21 protein-coding genes and 5 tRNA genes are annotated in these 21,102 nt (G+C 36.8%); 21 read left to right on the forward strand and 5 right to left on the reverse strand.

What is annotated here, in order from left to right; translation table 11 throughout:
* Positions 1-103: 103 nt before the first annotated feature.
* The 3 genes from ABEG20_RS02415 (at position 104) to ABEG20_RS02425 (ending at position 4,867) form a co-directional block, all read left to right on the forward strand.
* The gene (locus ABEG20_RS02415) at positions 104-619 is read left to right on the forward strand and encodes a DUF962 domain-containing protein (protein ID WP_406825817.1); all 516 of its coding nucleotides are present in this window, start codon (positions 104-106) and stop codon (positions 617-619) included.
* Positions 620-731: 112 nt separating this feature from the next.
* Positions 732-3,548, forward strand: a complete 2,817-nt coding sequence (locus tag ABEG20_RS02420; protein ID WP_406825818.1) for a carboxypeptidase-like regulatory domain-containing protein — start codon at positions 732-734, stop codon at positions 3,546-3,548.
* A gap of 113 nt (positions 3,549-3,661) precedes the next feature.
* On the forward strand, positions 3,662-4,867 hold the full coding sequence (locus tag ABEG20_RS02425) for a hypothetical protein (RefSeq protein ID WP_406825819.1): 1,206 nt from the start codon (positions 3,662-3,664) through the stop codon (positions 4,865-4,867).
* A gap of 196 nt (positions 4,868-5,063) precedes the next feature.
* On the opposite strand, the gene ABEG20_RS02430 is transcribed toward ABEG20_RS02425, so the two are convergent.
* The 4 genes from ABEG20_RS02430 to ABEG20_RS02445 form a co-directional block, all read right to left on the reverse strand.
* Entirely contained in the window at positions 5,064-5,372 is a 309-nt protein-coding gene (locus ABEG20_RS02430) for a hypothetical protein (protein WP_406825820.1), read from the reverse strand.
* A gap of 259 nt (positions 5,373-5,631) precedes the next feature.
* A complete protein-coding gene (locus ABEG20_RS02435) occupies positions 5,632-5,907 on the reverse strand; it encodes a hypothetical protein (protein ID WP_406825821.1) in 276 nt (91 codons plus the stop codon).
* A gap of 112 nt (positions 5,908-6,019) precedes the next feature.
* Positions 6,020-7,228, reverse strand: a complete 1,209-nt coding sequence (locus ABEG20_RS02440) for a hypothetical protein (protein ID WP_406825822.1) — start codon at positions 7,226-7,228, stop codon at positions 6,020-6,022.
* Positions 7,229-7,553: 325 nt separating this feature from the next.
* The gene (locus ABEG20_RS02445; RefSeq protein WP_406825823.1) at positions 7,554-9,305 is read right to left on the reverse strand and encodes a lysophospholipid acyltransferase family protein; all 1,752 of its coding nucleotides are present in this window, start codon (positions 9,303-9,305) and stop codon (positions 7,554-7,556) included.
* A 94-nt stretch (positions 9,306-9,399) separates the two neighbouring features.
* Here ABEG20_RS02445 and ABEG20_RS02450 point away from each other — a divergent pair, with 94 nt between their 5' ends.
* The 3 genes from ABEG20_RS02450 (at position 9,400) to ABEG20_RS02460 (ending at position 12,814) form a co-directional block, all read left to right on the forward strand.
* Complete coding sequence (locus ABEG20_RS02450; RefSeq protein WP_406825824.1) at positions 9,400-10,299, forward strand: ComEA family DNA-binding protein; 900 nt, start codon at positions 9,400-9,402, stop codon at positions 10,297-10,299.
* A gap of 868 nt (positions 10,300-11,167) precedes the next feature.
* Entirely contained in the window at positions 11,168-12,322 is a 1,155-nt protein-coding gene (locus tag ABEG20_RS02455; RefSeq protein ID WP_406825825.1) for an acyl-CoA dehydrogenase family protein, read from the forward strand.
* Positions 12,323-12,640: 318 nt separating this feature from the next.
* Positions 12,641-12,814 carry a DUF6496 domain-containing protein gene (locus ABEG20_RS02460; RefSeq protein WP_406825826.1) on the forward strand — a complete coding sequence of 58 codons (174 nt, stop codon included), beginning with the start codon at positions 12,641-12,643 and terminating at the stop codon, positions 12,812-12,814.
* A gap of 140 nt (positions 12,815-12,954) precedes the next feature.
* Here ABEG20_RS02460 and ABEG20_RS02465 read toward each other — a convergent pair whose 3' ends face one another.
* Positions 12,955-13,341, reverse strand: coding sequence for a hypothetical protein (locus ABEG20_RS02465; protein ID WP_406825827.1), 387 nt, complete (start codon positions 13,339-13,341; stop codon positions 12,955-12,957).
* Between the two features lie 170 nt (positions 13,342-13,511).
* Here ABEG20_RS02465 and rpsU point away from each other — a divergent pair, with 170 nt between their 5' ends.
* The 15 genes from rpsU (at position 13,512) to rplL (ending at position 21,036) form a co-directional block, all read left to right on the forward strand.
* Entirely contained in the window at positions 13,512-13,706 is a 195-nt protein-coding gene (gene rpsU, locus ABEG20_RS02470) for a 30S ribosomal protein S21 (protein ID WP_086549247.1), read from the forward strand.
* Between the two features lie 162 nt (positions 13,707-13,868).
* Positions 13,869-14,750: a tyrosine-type recombinase/integrase gene (locus ABEG20_RS02475; RefSeq protein ID WP_406825828.1), complete on the forward strand. Its 882-nt coding sequence runs from the start codon at positions 13,869-13,871 to the stop codon at positions 14,748-14,750.
* A 14-nt stretch (positions 14,751-14,764) separates the two neighbouring features.
* On the forward strand, positions 14,765-15,112 hold the full coding sequence (gene hpf / locus ABEG20_RS02480; RefSeq protein WP_406825829.1) for a ribosome hibernation-promoting factor, HPF/YfiA family: 348 nt from the start codon (positions 14,765-14,767) through the stop codon (positions 15,110-15,112).
* Positions 15,113-15,808: 696 nt separating this feature from the next.
* Positions 15,809-15,881: transfer RNA gene (locus ABEG20_RS02485), tRNA-Thr, on the forward strand.
* A 39-nt stretch (positions 15,882-15,920) separates the two neighbouring features.
* Positions 15,921-16,003 (forward strand) — tRNA-Tyr (locus ABEG20_RS02490).
* 81 nt (positions 16,004-16,084) lie between these two features.
* Positions 16,085-16,160 (forward strand) — tRNA-Gly (locus tag ABEG20_RS02495).
* Positions 16,161-16,238: 78 nt separating this feature from the next.
* Positions 16,239-16,310 (forward strand) — tRNA-Thr (locus ABEG20_RS02500).
* A gap of 121 nt (positions 16,311-16,431) precedes the next feature.
* Positions 16,432-17,619, forward strand: coding sequence for an elongation factor Tu (gene tuf, locus ABEG20_RS02505; protein ID WP_010601091.1), 1,188 nt, complete (start codon positions 16,432-16,434; stop codon positions 17,617-17,619).
* A 56-nt stretch (positions 17,620-17,675) separates the two neighbouring features.
* Positions 17,676-17,746: transfer RNA gene (locus ABEG20_RS02510), tRNA-Trp, on the forward strand.
* 106 nt (positions 17,747-17,852) lie between these two features.
* A complete protein-coding gene (gene secE, locus ABEG20_RS02515) occupies positions 17,853-18,050 on the forward strand; it encodes a preprotein translocase subunit SecE (RefSeq protein ID WP_025143264.1) in 198 nt (65 codons plus the stop codon).
* A 9-nt stretch (positions 18,051-18,059) separates the two neighbouring features.
* A complete protein-coding gene (nusG, locus tag ABEG20_RS02520) occupies positions 18,060-18,599 on the forward strand; it encodes a transcription termination/antitermination protein NusG (RefSeq protein WP_025143263.1) in 540 nt (179 codons plus the stop codon).
* Positions 18,600-18,905: 306 nt separating this feature from the next.
* On the forward strand, positions 18,906-19,349 hold the full coding sequence (rplK, locus tag ABEG20_RS02525; RefSeq protein ID WP_010601094.1) for a 50S ribosomal protein L11: 444 nt from the start codon (positions 18,906-18,908) through the stop codon (positions 19,347-19,349).
* Positions 19,350-19,369: 20 nt separating this feature from the next.
* Positions 19,370-20,068: a 50S ribosomal protein L1 gene (gene rplA / locus ABEG20_RS02530; protein ID WP_025143259.1), complete on the forward strand. Its 699-nt coding sequence runs from the start codon at positions 19,370-19,372 to the stop codon at positions 20,066-20,068.
* 2 nt (positions 20,069-20,070) lie between these two features.
* Positions 20,071-20,592 (forward strand): 50S ribosomal protein L10, encoded by a 522-nt coding sequence (gene rplJ / locus ABEG20_RS02535; RefSeq protein ID WP_090502367.1) that lies wholly within the window; start codon positions 20,071-20,073, stop codon positions 20,590-20,592.
* A gap of 66 nt (positions 20,593-20,658) precedes the next feature.
* The gene (rplL, locus tag ABEG20_RS02540) at positions 20,659-21,036 is read left to right on the forward strand and encodes a 50S ribosomal protein L7/L12 (protein ID WP_010601097.1); all 378 of its coding nucleotides are present in this window, start codon (positions 20,659-20,661) and stop codon (positions 21,034-21,036) included.
* The last annotated feature ends 66 nt before the right edge of the window (positions 21,037-21,102 follow it).

Raw genomic sequence — 21,102 nt, forward strand, 5'->3', positions numbered from 1 at the left:
TGTCCCCACGAATGAATGAACAAAAGGTTTGTGAAGACACAAACCTTGGCGGAAACAAAATATAAAGCGATGGATATTCCATCGCTTTTTTTATTTTTACATAATGAGCAAGCAAACCATTAAAATCGAACCAAAGCGATCTGTAGATGTACTATTTGACAAATACGCAGAAAGTCACCGAAATCCAACCAACAAACTGGTACACTGGATCTGTGTTCCATTAATTGTGTTCAGCTTATTGGGTTTAGTATGGCAAATTCCGTTTCCCCATCTAAGTTTTCTGGGCAGTTATAATGGGTTCTTTAACTGGGCTTCATTTCTTTTAGCTTTTAGCCTGTACTATTATTTCACTTTATCACCAGTATTGTTCTTCATGATGATCTGGGTAGTGGGACTAATGAGTTACATCATTGTAAAAATTGAGCAGGCGGTAGGTTTAGGGAGCGGAACCGCTTATACCATTTATGCCTTGATATTTGTAGCGGCCTGGGTAGGGCAATTTATAGGCCATAAAATAGAAGGAAAAAAGCCGTCATTTTTAGATGATGTTAAATTCCTGTTAATCGGCCCGATCTGGTTGTTGCACTTTATTTGCAAAAAAGTGGGTATCCGTTACTGATTGGCAATACTTGTTAATATTTATTTAACTTTAAAGTAAAACAATGTTAATTAACACCTAATTTAGAATTAACATTGTGGTAATAGCTTTGCCCTTATCAAATAAAGGCAAATTGGAATTACTAAACTCTTTTAAAAGAGCGGCACTTACTGTGTTCGCTTTGACGATCAGCATACTTTCGTATGCCCAAACTGGAAAAATTTCTGGAACAGTTACCGATAAAAAAACGGGAGAAACCTTAATTGGTGTAACGGTTAAAATTAAAGGTACAAATAAAGGTACTTCAACAGGTGCTGATGGTAAATATATTATTCCGGCATTACAAGATGGTAAATTTGTAATAGAAGCTTCTTATGTGGGGTATGCTACTAAAGAAGTATCAGCAGTAGAGGTAACCGGAGGTGCAACTACTACATTAAACTTGACACTAGAAGAATCCAATTCTCAGAAATTGGCAGATGTGCAGGTTAAAGGTCAGGCCAGTAGAGAGTCTGAAACCGCACTACTTTCACTTCAAAAAAATGCCATCGAAATAAAACAGGGTATTGGTATTCAGGAATTATCGAGAAAGGGCGTTAGTGATGTGGAAGAGGGATTGACTAAGATTACCGGCATTACCAAAGTTGATGGACGTGGTTTATTTGTGCGCGGTTTGGAAGATCGGTACAATAATTTATTAATAAATGGTTTGGCTGTACCGTCGAATAACCCCTTTAAAAAGATTATCCCACTAGATCTTTTCCCCACCGACATTGTAAGTGTTTTGGAAACTTACAAAACCTTTAACTCAGGCTTGTATGGCGATTTTGCAGGAGGTACATTCAATATTGTGACGGCTAAAGGCGAAAAAGCCGTAACTAAAATTAATATTGGTACCAGCTTTATCTCTAACAGCAGCTTTAGAAAATTCTTGAGACCTGAGGGAGAGACTTCAATTGGAGATTACTTCGGTTTTACCAGTAACGGTCGTGATCTACCAAAAGTTTTCGGTAAAAAACCATCTTCTTATACCATGACGGCTGACGAAGCTAATACGAAATTCGGTTCGGGCTTTGATGTAGAAGAGGGAAATGCGCCTTTAAATACAAATATCGGCATATTACATACACAAAAATTCAGGTTAGAAAACAATCGTTATTTACAATATCTGGTTTCTGTTAATACCGATAACAATTTTCAAATCAGAGAAGGGGTAGATCGTTTCTTCAATACCGTACAAGGTATTTACGATAATAACTTGTATACCACTAAATATAGGTTTTCTACCAACTCCTCTTTATTAGGGGCGGTTAATTATGGTTCCAATAGGTTGAACTTGAATTTAAATGCTTTTTATTTAAAGGGAACAGAAACCATGATCCAAGATCAGTTGGGTTATACCAATAGTCAGGCTACTGCCAACAATTCATTTATTCGCTTAAACCAACTTCAAAAAACTAATTTCTTTACTGGGCAGGTATTTGCCAACTATAAAATAACAGAAGATGACAGACATAGTGTAAGGGCAGGGGCGTCTTACTCAAAAACAGGTTATGAGCTTCCAGATAGAAAATCGTTTAAAGGTGCAATGCTTGATAACAATACGACTTCAATTAGTTATACCGGCAATAGCATAACTAGACAATATATGGATTTTAACGGCGACTTTTTCGGATCTGGCTTGTTAGAATATAACTGGAAGTTTGGAAACGAAGAGCTTGCAAAAGCTCATAAACTTACTGTAGGTTACAACGGCTCTTTCAATAAGATCGAATCTAATTTCAGGTTTTTAGTTTCACAGAACCTGGCTTCTAACAGCGCTACCTTTAATACCAATCAGCCTGATGCTACACTAGCCGGCCAGATTGCCAATGGCGGCTTTACCTATTACGAGGGTACAGGTGCAACCTATATTGCACGCATGCAGGAAAGTGTTAATGCAGGTTATGCCGATTTATCATTGGTTTTGAGCGATAAAATCAACATCAATGGTGGATTAAGGGTAGAACAATCGGAAAGGATAACCAGGTTTAGAAACCAGGGAACCTTTGATGATCCTTTTTTAAGGGTAACTAAGAAAAGAACGGACATTTTACCGGCTATAAATTTTAAATATTCGGTTACCGAAAAAACAAACTTAAGGTTATCACTTTCAAAAACCTTAACCAAACCTGTTATCATGGAGGCTTTCCCTCTGGAGTTTGTAAATCCAGATGCAACCATAGAAAATGGTAATCCTAATGTAGTAAACAGTCAAAACTATAATTTAGATGTGAAATATGAACTTTTTCCATCAAATACTGAGATGTTTGCTATCACAGGATTTGCCAAATATTTGAAAAATCCTATTGAGCGCTTATTTGTACAATCGGCAGGAAGTGGTGGTTTGGCCATTACCTATGATAACTCTAAGAAAGCTATTTTATATGGTGCTGAATTGGAATTTTTATTACAGCTTTCTAGATTCAGCGAATCACTATCTAACTTCTCATTGGGTTTCAATACTTCATTAATGTATACGAAAACGACTATTGATAAGGTAAGAAATAGTGCAGAAACTGCGGCAATCGGTAACGACAATACGCGTAAGCTGCAAGGAGCCTCTCCTTGGTTAATCAATGCTGATATCAAACACGAAAGTAATTTCAGTAAAAACTGGAAAAGTACTTTCACTCTAGCATACAATATTTATGGCGAACGTATTTATGCAGTAGGTACTAATGGTTTAGATAACTATTATGAAAAGCCTTTTGGAAAGTTAGACTTGATATGGAGCAATAAGATCTCTAGCAAATGGGATTTGAAATTTGGAGTAGAAAATATCTTAAATCCTACATACAGAATCAATTTAGGCGAAAAAAGCTTAGTTAAAATATACGAAAACGACTTGACAGTTAAAGACTACAAAAGAGGCGTTGGAGTGTCGTTAGGTCTTGGCTACACATTCTAATCAGCATCCAGGATTTTACTCCCTGGTTAATGCAATGTTAAACTTGGGTTAATATATTAAAAACATAGGAAAACTAAATTTACAATTCAAAGGAAAATTAAAAAAGAGTTAAAATGAAAAAATTACTTTATGCAATTGCTGTATCAGCTACAATTTTTACTGGCTGTTCAAAAGATGAGGATGATGAAATTCCTACAAAAGTTCCGGTAGTAGGTGAAATTACAGGTGATATTACAGCTAACAGAACATTGGCTTTTGGTAATTATACTTTAAAAGGTATCGTTAAAATCCAGTCGGGTGTTACTTTAACCATCGAAGCTGGTTCTACTTTTACAGCAGATAAATCTGATGGTGATGATGGTTTAGTAGTATTAAATGGTGGTAAATTAATCGCTAACGGTACCGCAGATAATCCAATTGTTTTAACTGAAAAATCAAAAGTAGGTGGTTCTTGGAATGGTATCATTATGTATGGTGATGCGCCAATCGTAAATTCATCAACTGCTACAGTAACACAAACTGCATTTTCAGAAGATGGTTTAAATTTATCTTACGGTGGCACTAATGCTACTCACAACGGTGGTTCATTAAAATATGTTAGGGTAGAATATGCAGGTCGTGTAATCACTACCAACTCTAAAGAACAAAATGGTTTCTCTTTCTATTCAGTAGGTAGTGGAACAGTTTTGGAAAATCTAGTTTCTTATAAAGGAAATGACGATGGCTTCGAATTTTATGGTGGTACTGTAAGTGCTAAAAACTTAATATCTTATGGTAATGCTGATGACTCTTTCGATTGGCAAGATGGATGGAGAGGTCAAGACAACACCAACTGGTATGCTTATCAAACTGGTGTGGGTAATTATGGTATGGAAATAGAAGCGAAAGGTGTAAATAATGCGTTTTGGCCTGTAGTAAAAAATATCACCTTGAAAAGGGCGGCTGGTACAACTACTGAAGCACAAAGTGAAATCCAGTTAGATGCCTTTCAGTTTAAAGCACAAGGAAATGGTGATTATAGTAATATTGTAATTGATGGATATGGCAGCCAGACTACGCCAACTTCTTTTAATGGTGGTGCCGTTCAAATCCGTGATTTGGTAACTTATAATGATCAGGTATTAACCGGTAAAATTAAATTAACTAATGTTAAGGTTACCAATACTCCTATCTTGTTTATTAATGGTGTATCTACTGTCAATGTTAATGCAGCTAGTTTCGGTACCAACTGGACTACTTCAACTACTGCAACAGGTGCTTCTTTAACAAAAGGAAAATGGGCAACTGTAGATGGCGTAGATTTATTAGCTAATTTATAGTATTATCCTGGCTATATAATGGAATAAAAAGGGCGTTCATCGTAATGATGGATGCCCTTTTTGTTGTAGAATAGGGTGTTCTTGGGAATAGTCCCATCAAACTGGTATGTTTAATTAATAAAAGCATATTAGAGTAAAAAGCAGTACGATTAATTGCACTACTTTTTACTATACTACAATTGAAATTATGCAAGTTCTAGCCTGCAGCTTCCTCTTCTTTCATTATCACTTTATTGGATGTTGCTTTAGCTGATTTTCTTTTGGTAACTACTGTTGCAGATTGTTCTTCCTCCTTAATAAAAGGTGCAATAGAATTATCTACAGCAGAGACAGTTACCTTTTTGGCAAGTTGTTTTGCAAACTTCTCTATTATTTTATCCGTTTTTTTGGCTTTGCCATATTGATTAATCAGTTCGTTAAAGGCAAAGGTCAATTTGGATTCTAATTCTTTACGTAGCTGTTTATTGGCCGAATGATTTTTCGACTTGGATTTATTCTTTTTCATTTAAATTTATGGGTTTTTACAAAGGTAGAAAAACAGAAAGTTAAGTTAGTATTATGATTATGTTAACGAAAAGCTTCCTCGTTAACATAAAAGTATTGCTATTATTTATCAGATCGGATAATTTTACCAATCAAAGTCTAGCTAGTTTAATTAATCAGCGTTGAGTTTATGGTGTTAGTTGCCGGGCCGATCAACAGGGTGAGACGAAGTTTGATGCAGAGCATATGATTGCAGAACTGCTCAATATATCCTTAAAATTTTAAAAATTAACGCCTGGTGCTACATCACCACCTAAATCCAACGTGTTTTGAAAAGCTTCGAGGTAGCCCAGCAAATGGCGTTCGGCATTGGCATATGAGGTAAATGTTGAAGCGGGTATATTGGCCTCCTGTTCGCTGGTATTTCTAAAGTGCAAATTTACCTGAAAGGTAAAGGATTTATCATCATTAATCGGCGATAGGATCCTGGCCTTAACCGGATGACCGTGAATTTCGATAAAGAATTCTTTGATAACACTATATATAATGGCGGCCATGTGGTTATTTTGCTTTAGCCTTTAAAAATACGGCAAATAAAGTGTTAATACACTTGTTATCGATATGATAATATTATATTAATATTAAATTAACTTTAATTTAATCAATGTCTTATTTTTTGCCAGGCTCATAAGCATATACCACCTCATACTTCAGGTTTTTAAGGTTGTCGGCAATTTGCCCTATTTTTAAGTTTTGTGCCTGTGGTGTAGGTTCACAATAAGAATATTGCTTACCCTTATAATTAACCGCTTCACCAATGGGTTTATCTAACTGTACGGCTATAGTTAAATGTTTGGGATATAGCAATGCAATCATCGGAAGGTTGTATATTTCTTTTACCAGGTAAAAAAATAATGCAGCCCGGTCATCACAATCACTATATGTACTGAGTAATGTTTGTTCCGGAGAGAAACGTTTTTCCTTCCCAAAGTTTTCATTGTCATCTTCATATAGGAAACCATAACGGGTAAATCTCATCAGGTAATCAACGCCTTTTTTCTGATCCATATATTTTAGATTTTCTTTCAGCGTGGGAATAAGAGAACCATAGGTTTCTCTGCTCAACGGAATATTAAAATAACTCTCAAAATCTACTACCGGATAGTTTTTAAAAATGGCCTGAACATCGGGATTAACTTTAAGTTTAAAATGATGTATTTTCTGTCGGTAGCTAAACTCAATATCCTTTTCTTCGTAACTGTCGGGCTTAAAATCGGGCATTCTTGTCACTTTATAAGAGAACGGATTTTTTGCTTCTGGTATCAATATCTTTACCGGTTTGTAAGCATCGGCCTGTTTAAATAGTTTGCCGTAATCATGGTAGTTCAGGCACGTAAACTTTTGCCCGTCAATCATAAAAAATGGAATATCGCTGATATCCTCTTGATTTCTGACATAAAAGATGACCTGATCATTGCCTACCGCCAACCTTGCATCGTAGCCACATTTACTCAATAAAAACCATTTATATAAAGTATAGGCCAAATAGTTTTTGGCTTTCGGACTAATCTGTTCGGCTGTTTTGCGGATCAGCTGATAATAGATCCAGTCGTTTAAATGATGTTTTTTCTGGTACGTTTCTAAAGATGAGATAAGGGGAGCATACCGTCCGGAAGAGATTTGATGATAAAAGTTTGAAACAGCCGACGTTGTTGCCGTTTGAGGTATGGGAAAAACCATTGTGGAATCGACACTGAAATTAAAGCTACCATCATAAAAATCGAAAGCAAATTGTTGTCCCTTTGAGCTGATGGCGTTTATCATCAGGCCAGCAAACAAAATAGTCCTTAAAACATAGATGTAAATTCTCTTTTTCAAACCGTGCCATATTTGGTTATATTAAATTTACCTATAATTAACATAAAATCAACAATTTCTTTATGTAAATAGCATTCCCGCTATTTAACATCCTGTTAACACGTCGTGCTGTTTTTCAAAAACTGGAGTTTTTTGCATTAGGAAATACAGTTGCTGGCAATTCTGCCCGATAAATTAATAAATTCTACAAATAACATTTCATTAATATCAATTTAACATGGCTGATCTACTTTTGTGGCATAAATATTTGGTTAGTATTTATAAAGTTTAGGTTAGTTGATAATAAAAAACCCAGATGGATGTCTGGGTTTTTTTATGGCTTAAATTATAGGTTCTTGCCAAGTTTTTCCAAAATTTCTGGTGGAATACTGTGTGTATCAACCACCAGGAAACCATCTAAACAATCAGAAAACTTAGGGTCGATATTGAACGAGATGATCTTTGCATTCAGGTTCATGTACTGCCTTAACAATACCGGAATTTTAATATGCGTGTTTTCAATGTCTCCGATAATGCTGTCCAGATCCTTAAAAGATTCGCTGCTATCAACCAGGGTATCAGTAGAAATAGGCAATAAATCGGCTTTAAATTTGTTTCTCGGTTTAACGTATTTTGCCATTTCGTAATCGAAATGGTTTTTGGTAATATAATCCACAATTAAAGCCTTGCTGAATTTAGAAAAATTATTGCTGATACTTACCGGACCAAACATATAGCGGTACTGTGGGTTATCGATCAGGTATTTTAAAATTCCTTTCCACAATAAGAACAGTGGTAGGGGTTTGCCCTGGTATTCTTTTCTGATCCACGATCTGCCCAATTCTATACCCTGCCTGAGCATAGGGTAGAACTGATCTTTCATTTTAAAGAGTTCAGAAAGGTAAAAGCCACGGCGCCCCATGCTCTCTAAAATCTCATCACCTTTTCCAATCCGGTAAGCGCCTACAATATTTTCTAAATCTTTATCCCATATAAACAAATGATTATAGTAGATGTCGTAATTGTCGAGGTCGATTTTTTTATTGGTACCCTCGCCAACTTCACGGAAAGTGATTTCGCGCAAACGACCAATTTCCCTTAAAATATTAGGAATTTTTAAGGTTGGGACAATGTATACCTCATAATTTTTCTCTGTCCAAACCCTGAAATCTTCCAGAACCGCAACCTCATTTTTAATTAATAGCCTCGAAGTTTCTTCAATTACCTCAGCAGGTTTCTTTTTAATCTTAAATAAGTTTAATGGGTTAAAGAGCTTTTTTTCTATATCTAAACCAATACCAAGTGCATAGGTACGGGCCCTCAAAAAGTCCATCAGCTTATTGCTGCTGTTCATGTGCGAAATTTCAGATACGGCTATTGGCTTACCAATCCGGACTTTAATGGTGCGCCCATGTTTATTTAAAAATTCAGATGGTAGTTTTGCTGTACGCAGGGTAGGGTGTATAAAGCTGAGAATGTTAAAGAAAACACCGTTATTGCCATGGAAATAAATCGGTACAACCGGAACTTTAGCTTTAGCAATCAATTTTCCGACTACAGGATGCCACATCCTGTCGGTTACCTGCTGAGCATCTAATTTAAAGGTAGAAACCTCTCCTGCAGGGAAAATGCCAATCGGTGTTCCGTTTCTAAGCAGGTCAAAAGTGGTTTTTAATCCGCTGATGCTCGAAGAATGCTGCACATTTTCGAAAGGATTTACAGCCACAAAAAACTCATCCAGGTTTGGTATTTTTTTCAAAATAAAATTAACCATTACCTTGGCATCCGGCCTAACCGTACACAATAGTTTAACCAGGGCCAGGCCTTCTACACCACCGTAAGGGTGGTTTGCAATAGCAATAAAAGGACCTGTTTTAGGAATACTATTTAAATCATCATCATCAAATTCTATAGAAACGCCAATGGTTTCTAATATCTTGTCTACAAATTCTAAGCCTTTAAAGTGTTGGTTTTGAGCAAATACATCGTTAATATCGTTCAGTTTCATGATCTCCATCATCAAACCTGCTAAACCCGGTACACCTAGCTTATCTATCTTTGTTGCTTTCGCAAACTCAGATGTAGTTATGATCTTCATATAAATTCTTAGATTGTTGATAGGCAAAACCTGTTCTGTTTTGCAATCCCAAAAATAAGATTTATATTTATAATCCACATGTCATATCGCATCAATGAGAATTTGGTTCAACAAAAATTTTGGTGTTAGCAAAAGTGAATTCAACGGGCTGTTGTTTCTCGTCTTGATTATTATTGTGATTAAGGCTATACCGGTTGTATACGGCCATTTCCAGTCAGTTTCAAAGGATGATCCTGATCTTTTAGCACAAATTCAGCAGATTAGTATAAAAGATCAGTCGTCTGATCATGCTGTTCGCGATCGGACTGAAGCTTTCATCCGAAAAAAAACAGTTAAGCTTTTTAAATTCGATCCCAATACTTTAAATAAGGAAGGCTGGGAAAATTTAGGCCTGTCGGCAAAACAGGCACAGTCGATTGTGAATTATACCGCTAAAGGCGGTAGATTTTATAAACCTGAAGATCTTCAGAAAATGTATACCATTTCTCCAGAAATGTATAAAAGGATATTACCCTATGCCAACGTACCGGATCAGTCCGTTAAAATTTCCAAAAATGATGCGCTTCATGAAAAAAAGGAATATGTTAAGGAAGCTCCGTTAATGGTTGATATCAATATGGCAGACTCTGCACAATTAGATGAGATTAAAGGTGTCGGCGGGACTTTTGCACTGAGGATTATTAAATACCGTGAACGCTTGGGTGGTTTTTACAAAAAAGAACAACTTCTTGAAGTTTATGGTTTAGATGATGATAAGTATGCGGAAATTAAAGACCAGATTAAAATTGGTAGTGTACCTTTAAAAACAATCAATATCAATACAGCAACTTTTAACGATTTAAAGCGTAATCCCTATCTTACGTTTAAACAAATTAATGCCATTATTCAATACCGCAGGCAGCATGGCAATTATACCGGCGTAGCAGATTTAAAAAAGATCGTTCTTTTAAGCCAGGAAGTGATAGATAAAATTACGCCTTATATCTCTTTTTAAAAGGAATATTAATCTTTTGGTTTCGGAAAGCAAAACCTGTGTTCCATATGGAAGTTTCTTCCTGCTCTTCGCTTTACTCTATTACACTCCGTGTTCGCTGCGATCAGGTTTAGCTACACAGAATAGTGCTGTAAAACTATCGAATGGCTCGAAAGCCACATTTTCTGCACCCTCAAATATGATTACCGGCCGGGCCACTTAAACCCAATGGAAGCGGGCACGCAGTAAAGCGGACAGTGGGACTACATGATCCTAAAATGCTTCCAAACCTGCTTTCCTAAAAAAAATACCCAGATTAAGGGTTTATCTGTTTTTGGAAAGCAAAGCCTGTGTTCCATAGGGAGGTTTCTTCCTGCTCTTCGCTTTACTCCGTTGCACTCCGTGTTCGCTGCGATCAGGTTTAGCTACACAGAACAGTGCTGTAAAACTATCGAATGGCTCGAAAGCCACATTTTCTGCACCCTGCAACCTCAAATATGATTACCGGCCGGGCCACTTAAACCCAATGGAAGCGGGCACGCAGTAAAGCGGACAGTGGGACTACATGATCCTAAAATGCTTCCAAACCTGCTTTCCTAAAAAAACTACCCAGATTAAAGACTTATCTGTTTTTGGAAAGCAAAGCCTGTATTTCATAGGCACATTGTTTCTGCGCTTTGTGCTATTAGTTTTTCCCGTGAGCCATCATGTCGTTTAAAGTTGTAAAAAACATAAAAAAAAATCTTCCTTAATTTTCAACGTTTAAAATTAACCGATAAACTTATTGAACCGAATACCATTTCATTCTGTAACGGCACGAATATTTAATGGTAACTAACTATCAAATAATTGTTTATACTTGCCTCAACTAACTATAAATATATTTTTAATGAGCGTAAGCTTCGATTTTTCAGTAACAGAAACTCAGCAAAGTGTAAAGGCCATGGTCCGCGATTTTGCAGAGAAAAACATCCGTCCACATATCATGGATTGGGATGAAGCACAGCATTTTCCTGTAGAATTGTTTAAACAACTCGGAGAATTGGGGTTGATGGGCGTTTTGGTTCCCGAAGCATACGGTGGCTCAGGATTGGGCTATCAGGAATATGTTGATATTATTGTAGAAGTGGCCCGGGTTTGTGGTTCAATCGGTTTATCATTAGCCGCACACAACTCTTTATGTACGGGCCATATTCTGGCATTTGCCAGCGATGAACAGAAACAAAAATGGCTGCCTAAACTGGCAACAGCAGAATGGATCGGTGCCTGGGGATTAACCGAGGCCAATACCGGCTCGGATGCTTTAAGAATGATGACCACGGCTGTTGAAGATGGCGATGATTACGTTATAAACGGTGCAAAAAATTGGATTACGCATGGTAAAAGCGGCGATATCGCAGTGGTGATGGTAAGGACAGGGGAGCAGGGAAGTTCGAAAGGGATTTCGGCCATTGTGGTAGAGCGTGGTACACCGGGTTTTACCGCGGGAAAAAAAGAAAATAAACTCGGCATGCGGGCATCAGAAACCACAGAAATGATTTTTGACAATTGCCGCGTACCAAAAGCCAATCTGTTGGGCAATGTTGGCGAAGGTTTTAAACAGGCCATGAAGGTTTTGGATGGCGGAAGAATTTCTATTGCCGCATTGGCCTTAGGCATTGCAAAGGGTGCTTTTGACGCCGCGGTGGCTTATTCAAAACAGCGGCAGCAGTTTGGACAGCCCATCTCCAGTTTCCAGGCCATAAGTTTCAAACTGGCTGATATGGCTACAGAGATTGAAGCAGCCGAATTGTTGATCCGCCAGGCAGCAGATTTAAAGAACAGGCATTTGCCTATGACAAAAGAGTCAGCCATGGCAAAATATTTTGCTTCAGAGGTTTCGGTAAGAGTAGCAACCGAAGCGGTTCAAATATTTGGTGGCTATGGTTATACCAAAGATTTTCCGGTAGAGAAATTTTACCGCGATAGTAAATTATGTACAATAGGTGAGGGAACGTCAGAAATACAAAAGATTGTCATTGCCCGAGAAATATTGCAAGGGTAGAAGGTAAAAGGCTTAAGGTTTAAGGCAAATGTCGGTCACCCTATGCCTTACACCCTACACCTTCAACCTTACTAAAAACCAAATATATGAGCATAATCCGGATGGTTTAACCACCTCCGGATTTTTTATTTAAAATTTTAAAACCGTTGATCTTGGTCCCCTGTTCTCACTAAAGACTAAAGACTAAAGACTAAAGACTAAAGACTAAAGACTAAAGACTAAAGACTAAAGACTAAAGACTAAATAAATTAACAATTTTCAGTTGGCGATTGGCAGTTACCAATGAACAAATGACCACTTAACTAATAACTATAAAAAATGGCAAAATATTCAGCAAAAGCTGGTGAGAAAGTAGAAAAAACCATGCACGAAATGAAAGAAGGTAAGCTTAAGAGCGGATCAGGTAAAAAAGTAACTTCCAAAAAGCAGGCAATTGCCATCGGATTATCGGAAGCCAAAAAAGCAGGAGCGAAGGTGCCTAAAAAAGATTAGGAGGTGGAAGGTTTATGGTGTAAGGTTAAAACTAAACGTCAAAATAATAATTTCCTCCTAAACCCTAAACCCTAAACCCTAAACCCTAAACCCTAAACCCTAAACCCTAAACCCTAAACCCTAAACCCTAAACCCTAAACCTATTCTGGTAAATCTTTTGAAGTTAAAATGCTATCGACCACGTAAACACTAAATCCGCGCCATGGTAGGGTATGTTTATATTCTTTGTAGTGTAATTCGAAAAACTTGCCACTGTTGGCCATCATTTTTTCAGCAATTTCCTGATTGGCAATAGAAAATTCGAATTCGTTGTTCTGCAAGGTTCCGGTTTGCCGCGATTTTATGCCACTCTGAATTAATTTGCCTTCATAGGTTTTAAATACATAGCCTTTTTTTACCACATAGTTTAATTCACCTGCTTTAACGCCTTCGCCAAATACAAAGAAATACCGGTAATAGCAAATTGCTATTAGTATAATAACAACTATCACTGCGATAATTGAGCCTACTTTTTTGCCTGTTGTCATAAATATAATGTATATATAAATGTAGGTAAACAATAGTTTAGTTTAATCAATGATATTAAATAATATTTCTTTTTATAAAATCTTTCTCATTTTCAATATTTTGCTTACATTTGCATCCCCGATAACACGGGGTAATTTAAAAAAACCACGAGAGGAGGTATTTCAGCGTTATGATCATTATCAACATTAAAGACGGCGAATCATTAGATAAAGCCCTAAAGCGTTTCAAGAAAAAGTTTGAAAAAACTGGTGTATTGAGAGAACTACGTAGTCGCCAGGCATACGAGAAAAAATCCGTTGCTCGCCGTACTGAAATTAAACATGCTGTTTACATTCAGAATATGAATCAAGATACAACTGCATAGTTGTTTAAGATATAAATACATTAAAATCCTCCCGATGTTAAACCGGGAGGATTTTTTGTTTTAAGGGGAAATCAAAAACTTTACCATAAACAATTCGTTAATGATTTCTTTATATCAAAACTATTTGTAACTTCATATTAATGCCCCATAAAACGTTATTGAATGTTGCAAAAAAGTTTTATCACCTATTTAACTCACGAGAAGCGCTATTCTCAGCACACCATTACCGCTTATCAAAAGGATTTAAATCAGTTTGAAGTATTTATTCAGGCATTGGAAATGGATTTTACCGAAGTTAAACATCAGCAACTTCGTAATTACCTGGTTGAACTGATGGAGGAAGGACATTCCGAAAATACCATTAATAGAAAAATCTCTGCTTTACGGAGCTTTTACAAATTTTTACATAGATCCGGAAAAATTGATCAAAACCCCGCAGTTTTAATTAAGGCACCAAAAATACCTAAAAGGCTACCGGTATTTGTAAATGCGCAAAAAATGGATCTTTTGCTGGATTCGCAGCATTATTTTGATGAAAGTTTCCCTTCCATTCGCGATCATTTGGTTATCGAACTGCTTTTTGGAACAGGTATACGTTTAACGGAACTATTGCAATTAAAAGATACTGATATTGATTGTTACTCTGGAACGATAAGGGTATTGGGCAAAAGGAACAAAGAAAGGATTATACCGATAAATAAACAGCTTATTAATCAGGTAAATACCTATATTGAGTTAAAAAAGTTGCAAAACTTTAATAACAATTTACTAATATTAATCGTTACCAATACAGGTGCAGCGGCGTATCCGAAATTAATATACCGTATAGTTACCTCATACCTAAACCACATATCAACCAATGAAAAGAAAAGCCCCCACGTTTTGCGGCATAGCTATGCCACCAGCCTGTTAAATGCAGGAGCAGATCTAAATGCAATCAAAGAACTCTTGGGCCACGCCAGTTTGGCAGCCACCCAGGTTTATACGCATAATTCGATCGAAAGATTAAAAACAATTTATAAACAAGCCCATCCAAAGGCATAAAAAAAGGAGGAAAAATGAAAATCGGAGTTCAATCAATCCACTTCAATGCAGATAGTAAGTTGTTAGATTTTATACAAAAAAAAGCAAATAAGCTTGATCAGTTTTTTGACCAGATCATTAGCGGAGAAGTGTATTTAAAGTTAGAGAACGTAGAGGACGAGGCAAATAAAATCAGTGAGATAAAACTCATTGTACCGGGAGGTACCCTCTTCGCTAAAGAACAATGTAAATCATTTGAAGAGGCCACAGACCTGGCCATCGAATCGTTAAGGAAGCAGATTACAAAGCATAAAGATAAAACAAGGGTAAAATTAAGTGAGCATAAGGCAATTTTAAATGAAATCGAAGCCACTGATTATTAGTAATTACTCCATCATAAATATAAAATAGCGGTGCAGTTTAATGTACCGCTCTTTTTATTTTTGGTGATAACTTTCCAGGTACCGTCAACAGATAAAAATTGAAAAGATAATTCCCTTCGGCGGCATCATCTCGAGCGGAGTGTAAGGTAGCCGAGAGGTCTATCGTAAGTATACTTTTCATTTAGATCTCTCCTTTCGCTGCACATCAGTAGAGATGACGGCTTCATTATATTAGTTTCTTCAAATAATTTAAATAAATCGGAAGCTATTCGTATAATTTTTATAAACCAATTTTAATTTTCTAAGCAGTTCTTCGCGAAAAAACCATCTTGCCACATAAATTTTAATTTTTATTGAGATTAATACGTTTGTTGTTTTCTGTTTATTATCGTGTTTACAGATGGTAATCCTGTTCTGGAGGAAATTGGGTATAAAAAAATGAAAAAAATATTCAATTTTAAGAGATTGATTATTAAGCCTCTTGAGGCAGATGATGTACATTAACTAAAAGAACTTCGTTATTTTTTTTCAAATTTATTTTGAAGTGAAATATAAGTGTGTATATTTGCATTCCCTTTCGGAAAGGGCGTTAGGCCGGGAAGAAAAGGTTAGTTCTGTGAAAAGATAAAAGTTTTAAAAAAACACGTTAATAGTATGAAAAATGAAGATTTTTCGTATCATTGCAGAAAATTTAAAGCCTCCTTAGCTCAGCTGGTAGAGCAACTGACTTGTAATCAGTAGGTCATTGGTTCGATTCCGATAGGAGGCTCTTTTTATTTTAAAGTGTTAGCATTTTAAAGTAAAAGATGGGGAGATTCCAGAGCGGCCAAATGGGACAGACTGTAACTCTGTTATCGCAAGATTTCGAAGGTTCGAATCCTTCTCTCCCCACACTTTAAATGAATGACCAAATGTTTTAATGATAGAATAATTCTCTCATTCTTTCATTCAATCAATCACTGGTTTTTAAAAGCGGAAGTAGCTCAGTTGGTAGAGCGATAGCCTTCCAAGCTATAGGTCGCGAGTTCGAACCTCGTCTTCCGCTCCAATAAAATTAGAAAGTGGGCAGTTGTCGGTAACAGTTTTAATATAGTTAAAACCAAAGGCTGGAACTGGAAACTAAAAAGCCGACTTAGCTCAGCGGTAGAGCACTTCCTTGGTAAGGAAGAGGTCGTGGGTTCAATTCCCATAGTTGGCTCAGGTATACTAAAGCTTTGTTAAATCTGTTTAATAGGCAGAGTAGACAAGGTTTTTTGTGTTGAAATAACAATAAATAAAAAAATAATAAAAAGTTAACCTACTAATTAGTTATAAATAAAATGGCAAAAGAAAAATTTGACCGCAGTAAACCGCACTTAAACATCGGTACAATCGGTCACGTCGATCACGGTAAAACAACTTTAACAGCAGCTATTACAAAAGTTTTGGCTGATGCTGGTTTAACTGAGGCACGTTCATTCGATTCAATTGACTCTGCTCCAGAGGAAAAAGAAAGAGGTATTACAATCAATACAGCTCACGTTGAGTATTCAACAGCTAACCGTCACTATGCACACGTTGACTGTCCAGGTCACGCGGATTACGTGAAAAACATGGTTACTGGTGCTGCTCAGATGGACGGTGCAATTATCGTTGTTGCTGCTACTGATGGTCCAATGCCACAAACTCGCGAGCACATCCTATTGGCTCGTCAGGTTGGTGTACCTTCATTAGTTGTATTCATGAATAAAGTGGATATGGTTGATGATCCTGAATTATTAGAATTAGTAGAAATGGAAGTTCGTGAATTATTATCATTCTACGAATTCCCAGGTGATGATATTCCTGTAATCCAAGGTTCTGCACTAGGTGGATTAAACGGAGATGCTAAATGGGTTGGTAAAATCATGGAATTAATGGATGCTGTAGATAGCTACATTCCAATTCCTCCACGTTTAACTGATCTTCCTTTCTTAATGCCTGTTGAAGACGTATTCTCAATCACTGGTCGTGGTACTGTTGCTACCGGTCGTATTGAGCGTGGTGTAATCAACTCTGGAGATCCGGTTGAGATCTTAGGTATGGGTGCTGAGAACTTAAAATCTACAGTAACTGGTGTTGAGATGTTCCGTAAAATCTTAGATTACGGTGAGGCTGGTGATAACGTAGGTTTATTATTACGTGGTATTGAGAAAACTGATATCCGTCGTGGTATGGTAATCTGTAAACCAGGTTCAGTAACTCCTCACACTGATTTCAAAGCTGAGATCTATGTATTATCAAAAGCAGAAGGTGGTCGTCACACTCCATTCTTCAACAAATATCGTCCTCAATTCTATTTCCGTACCACAGACGTAACTGGTGAGATCTCACTAGCTGAAGGAACTGAAATGGTTATGCCAGGTGATAACGTTACAATCACTGTTAAATTAATTAACGCGATTGCAATGGAAAAAGGTCTGCGTTTCGCTATCCGTGAAGGTGGTAGAACAGTAGGTGCTGGTCAGGTAACTGAAATCTTAGCTTAATTTTAAGCTGCAACAATACAAAAAGAGCTGGTTTAGGCTAGCTCTTTTTTTAACACACGGGAATAGTTCAACGGTAGAATAGAGGTCTCCAAAACCTTTGATCAGGGTTCGAATCCTTGTTCCCGTGCTAATATAGTGATTGAGTACTAGAATGAGTGAATGGTTAAATTTGAAGCTTAGTTTCAAATAATATCATCCACTCATTTACTCATTCATTCATTCAATAATTTGATATGGCTAAAGTAGTTGAGTTTATAAAAGAATCGTACGATGAGATGACCAATAAGGTTACCTGGCCTACCTGGGGCGAACTGCAAAGTTCTGCAATCCTGGTATTGGTAGCTTCTTTAATTATTGCATTGGTTATTTTTGCAATGGATAAAGGATCAACATTTGTGTTAGATACTTTTTATAAATCACTTTCTAATTAATATTTACTAATGAGCGATCTAAAGTGGTACGTTGTAAGGGCTGTTAGCGGTAAGGAAAAGAAAGTAAAACAATACATTGATGCTGAGATCAGCCGTTTAGGTTTCTCTCATTTGGTTCCACAGGTATTAATTCCTATGGAAAAATATTACCAGATGAAAGATGGTAAAAAGATTGCCAAAGAACGTAACTTTTATCCAGGTTATGTTTTAATCGAAGCTACATTAGATGGAGAATTAGAGCACATCATTAAAGGGATCAACAGTGTCATCGGTTTCTTAGGCGATAAAGCCGGTAACCCAATCCCAATGCGCCAGGCAGAGGTGAACCGTATTTTAGGTGTGGTTGACGAGATGAGCGAGCAGGGTGAAACCATGAATGTTCCTTATTATGTTGGCGAAGGCATCAAAGTAATGGACGGGCCTTTCAATGGTTTCTCAGGTATTATCGAAGAGGTAAACGAAGAGAAGAAAAAACTGAAAGTAATGGTTAAGATTTTTGGACGTAAAACGCCACTTGAACTTAACTACATGCAGGTAGAAAAAGAATAACAGCCACATTAAAATATTAAAAAGCTCCGAATACTCCGGGGCTTTTTTTATGATCATGAAGTTGTTGAGATTGCAAGCGTAACAGGTAATAAATTTTAGTATCTGTTCGTTAAATACGTAGCGGGTAAATTTCGGATCTTGGTCCTGCATTAAATTACAATAAAATTAATTTTATCAATGCTATTGTTTTACTGTAAGTTAATCCATATCTTTGCAGTCCTTTAAGCTTTATAGGAGCTATAAGGAAATAAATGTTACATGCTTCCAATATTTAACATTGAGTTTTAAATAAACAAAAAACACAAAATGGCAAAAGAAGTCAGTGCAATGATCAAATTACAGATCAAAGGCGGAGCGGCAAATCCATCGCCACCAGTAGGACCTGCATTAGGTGCTAAAGGGGTGAACATTATGGAGTTTTGCAAACAGTACAACGCTCGTACCCAAGATAAAGCAGGTAAAGTATTGCCAGTTGTAATTACTGTTTATGCTGATAAGTCATTCGATTTCATCATCAAAACCCCTCCGGTAGCTATCCAGTTAAAAGATGCTACTAAATTACAGAGTGGTTCTGCTGAGCCTAACCGTAAGAAAGTTGGGTCGGTGACCTGGGACCAGATTAAAGTTATTGCTGAGGATAAAATGCCTGATTTAAATGCATTTACAATCGAATCAGCAATGAGTATGGTTGCTGGAACAGCACGCAGTATGGGAATCACCGTTTCTGGTGACGCACCCTGGAACAATTAATTAAAAAACAGTTTACAACAGTGGCGAAATTAACTAAAAATCAAAAAAAGGCACATGCTAAAATAGAAGCTGGTAAAGCTTATACTTTGAAGGATGCTGCTGCTTTGGTAAAAGAAATCACTACTACTAAATTCGATGCTTCAGTTGATATTGATGTATCTTTAGGAGTAGATCCGCGTAAAGCCAATCAAATGGTGCGTGGTATTGCTACTTTACCACATGGAACAGGTAAAACTGTACGTGTTTTAGCTTTGGTAACTCCTGATAAGGAAGAAGAAGCAAAAGCAGCTGGCGCAGACTTCGTAGGTTTAGACGAGTATGTAGCTAAAATTGAAGGTGGTTGGACCGATGTAGACATTATTATCACTACACCAGCTTGTATGGCTAAGGTAGGTAAATTGGGCCGTGTTTTAGGTCCAAGGAACTTAATGCCTAATCCAAAATCTGGAACAGTAACTAACGAAGTTGGTAAAGCTGTAACAGAAGTTAAAGCAGGTAAAATTGATTTTAAAGTAGACAAAACGGGTATCATACACGCCTCGATAGGAAAAGTATCATTCCCAGCAGACAAAATTTATGAGAATGCACTTGAGATTATTCAAGTAATTTCTAAATTAAAACCATCTGCTGCAAAAGGAACTTATTTTAAGAGCATTCACGTGTCTTCTACAATGAGTCCTGGAATTGCAATTGAAACAAAATCAGTAGCGGGGATCTAATCATGAACAGAGAAGAAAAAAACGAAGTAGTTTTAGAACTACAAGGACAAATGCAGGAATTTGGCAATTTTTATATTGCTGATACTTCCAGCCTTTCTGTTGAGCAGATCAATAACATCCGTCGCAAATGTTTTGAAGGTGATATCGTAATGAAGGTTGCTAAAAACTCTTTAATCCGCAAAGCGATTGAAGGTTTGGATGGCGATGCTTCTGAGATATACGAAGCACTTAAAGGTTCATCATCATTATTATTCTCAAAAACAGCTAATGCTCCGGCTAAGCTGATCAAAGCTTTGAGAAAAACATCTGATAAACCAGTGCTTAAAGCAGCGTTCATAGATTCATCAGTATATGTTGGCGATGACCAATTAAATAACTTAGTAAGCTTGAAATCAAGAGAAGAGCTTATCGGAGATATCGTTGGATTATTACAGTCACCAGCTAAAAATGTTCTATCTGCACTTCAATCAGGCGGTAGCAAAATTGCAGGAATTGTTAAAACTCTTCAGGAAAGAGAAGGTTAACGAACACCTTAAGTTCGCAAATTAAACAAAATTATTACACACGTAAATTTTTAAAATCTTAATAAAATGGCAGATTTAAAAGCGTTTGCTGAGCAATTAGTAAACTTAACAGTAAAAGAAGTTAATGAATTAGCTCAAATCTTAAAAGATGAGTATGGTATTGAGCCTGCAGCTGCTGCTGTAGTTGCTGGTCCTGCTGCTGGTGGTGATGCACCTGCTGCTGCTGCAGAAAAAACATCTTTTGATGTAATCTTAAAAGAAGCTGGTGGTCAGAAATTAGCAGTTGTAAAACTGGTTAAAGACTTAACTGGTTTAGGTTTGAAAGAAGCTAAAGACTTAGTAGACGGAGCACCAAAAGAATTAAAAGCTGGTGTTGCTAAAGACGAAGCAGAAGCTCTTAAAAAACAATTAGAAGAAGCTGGAGCAGTAGTTGAGATTAAGTAATCACTTAACTTAGCTAAGCTAAAAATGTATTAGACACCGACTGAAAATGTCGGTGTCTTTACCTGT

Origin of the sequence: Pedobacter sp. KACC 23697 (assembly GCF_045348445.1) — a bacterium.
Lineage (GTDB): Bacteria > Bacteroidota > Bacteroidia > Sphingobacteriales > Sphingobacteriaceae > Pedobacter.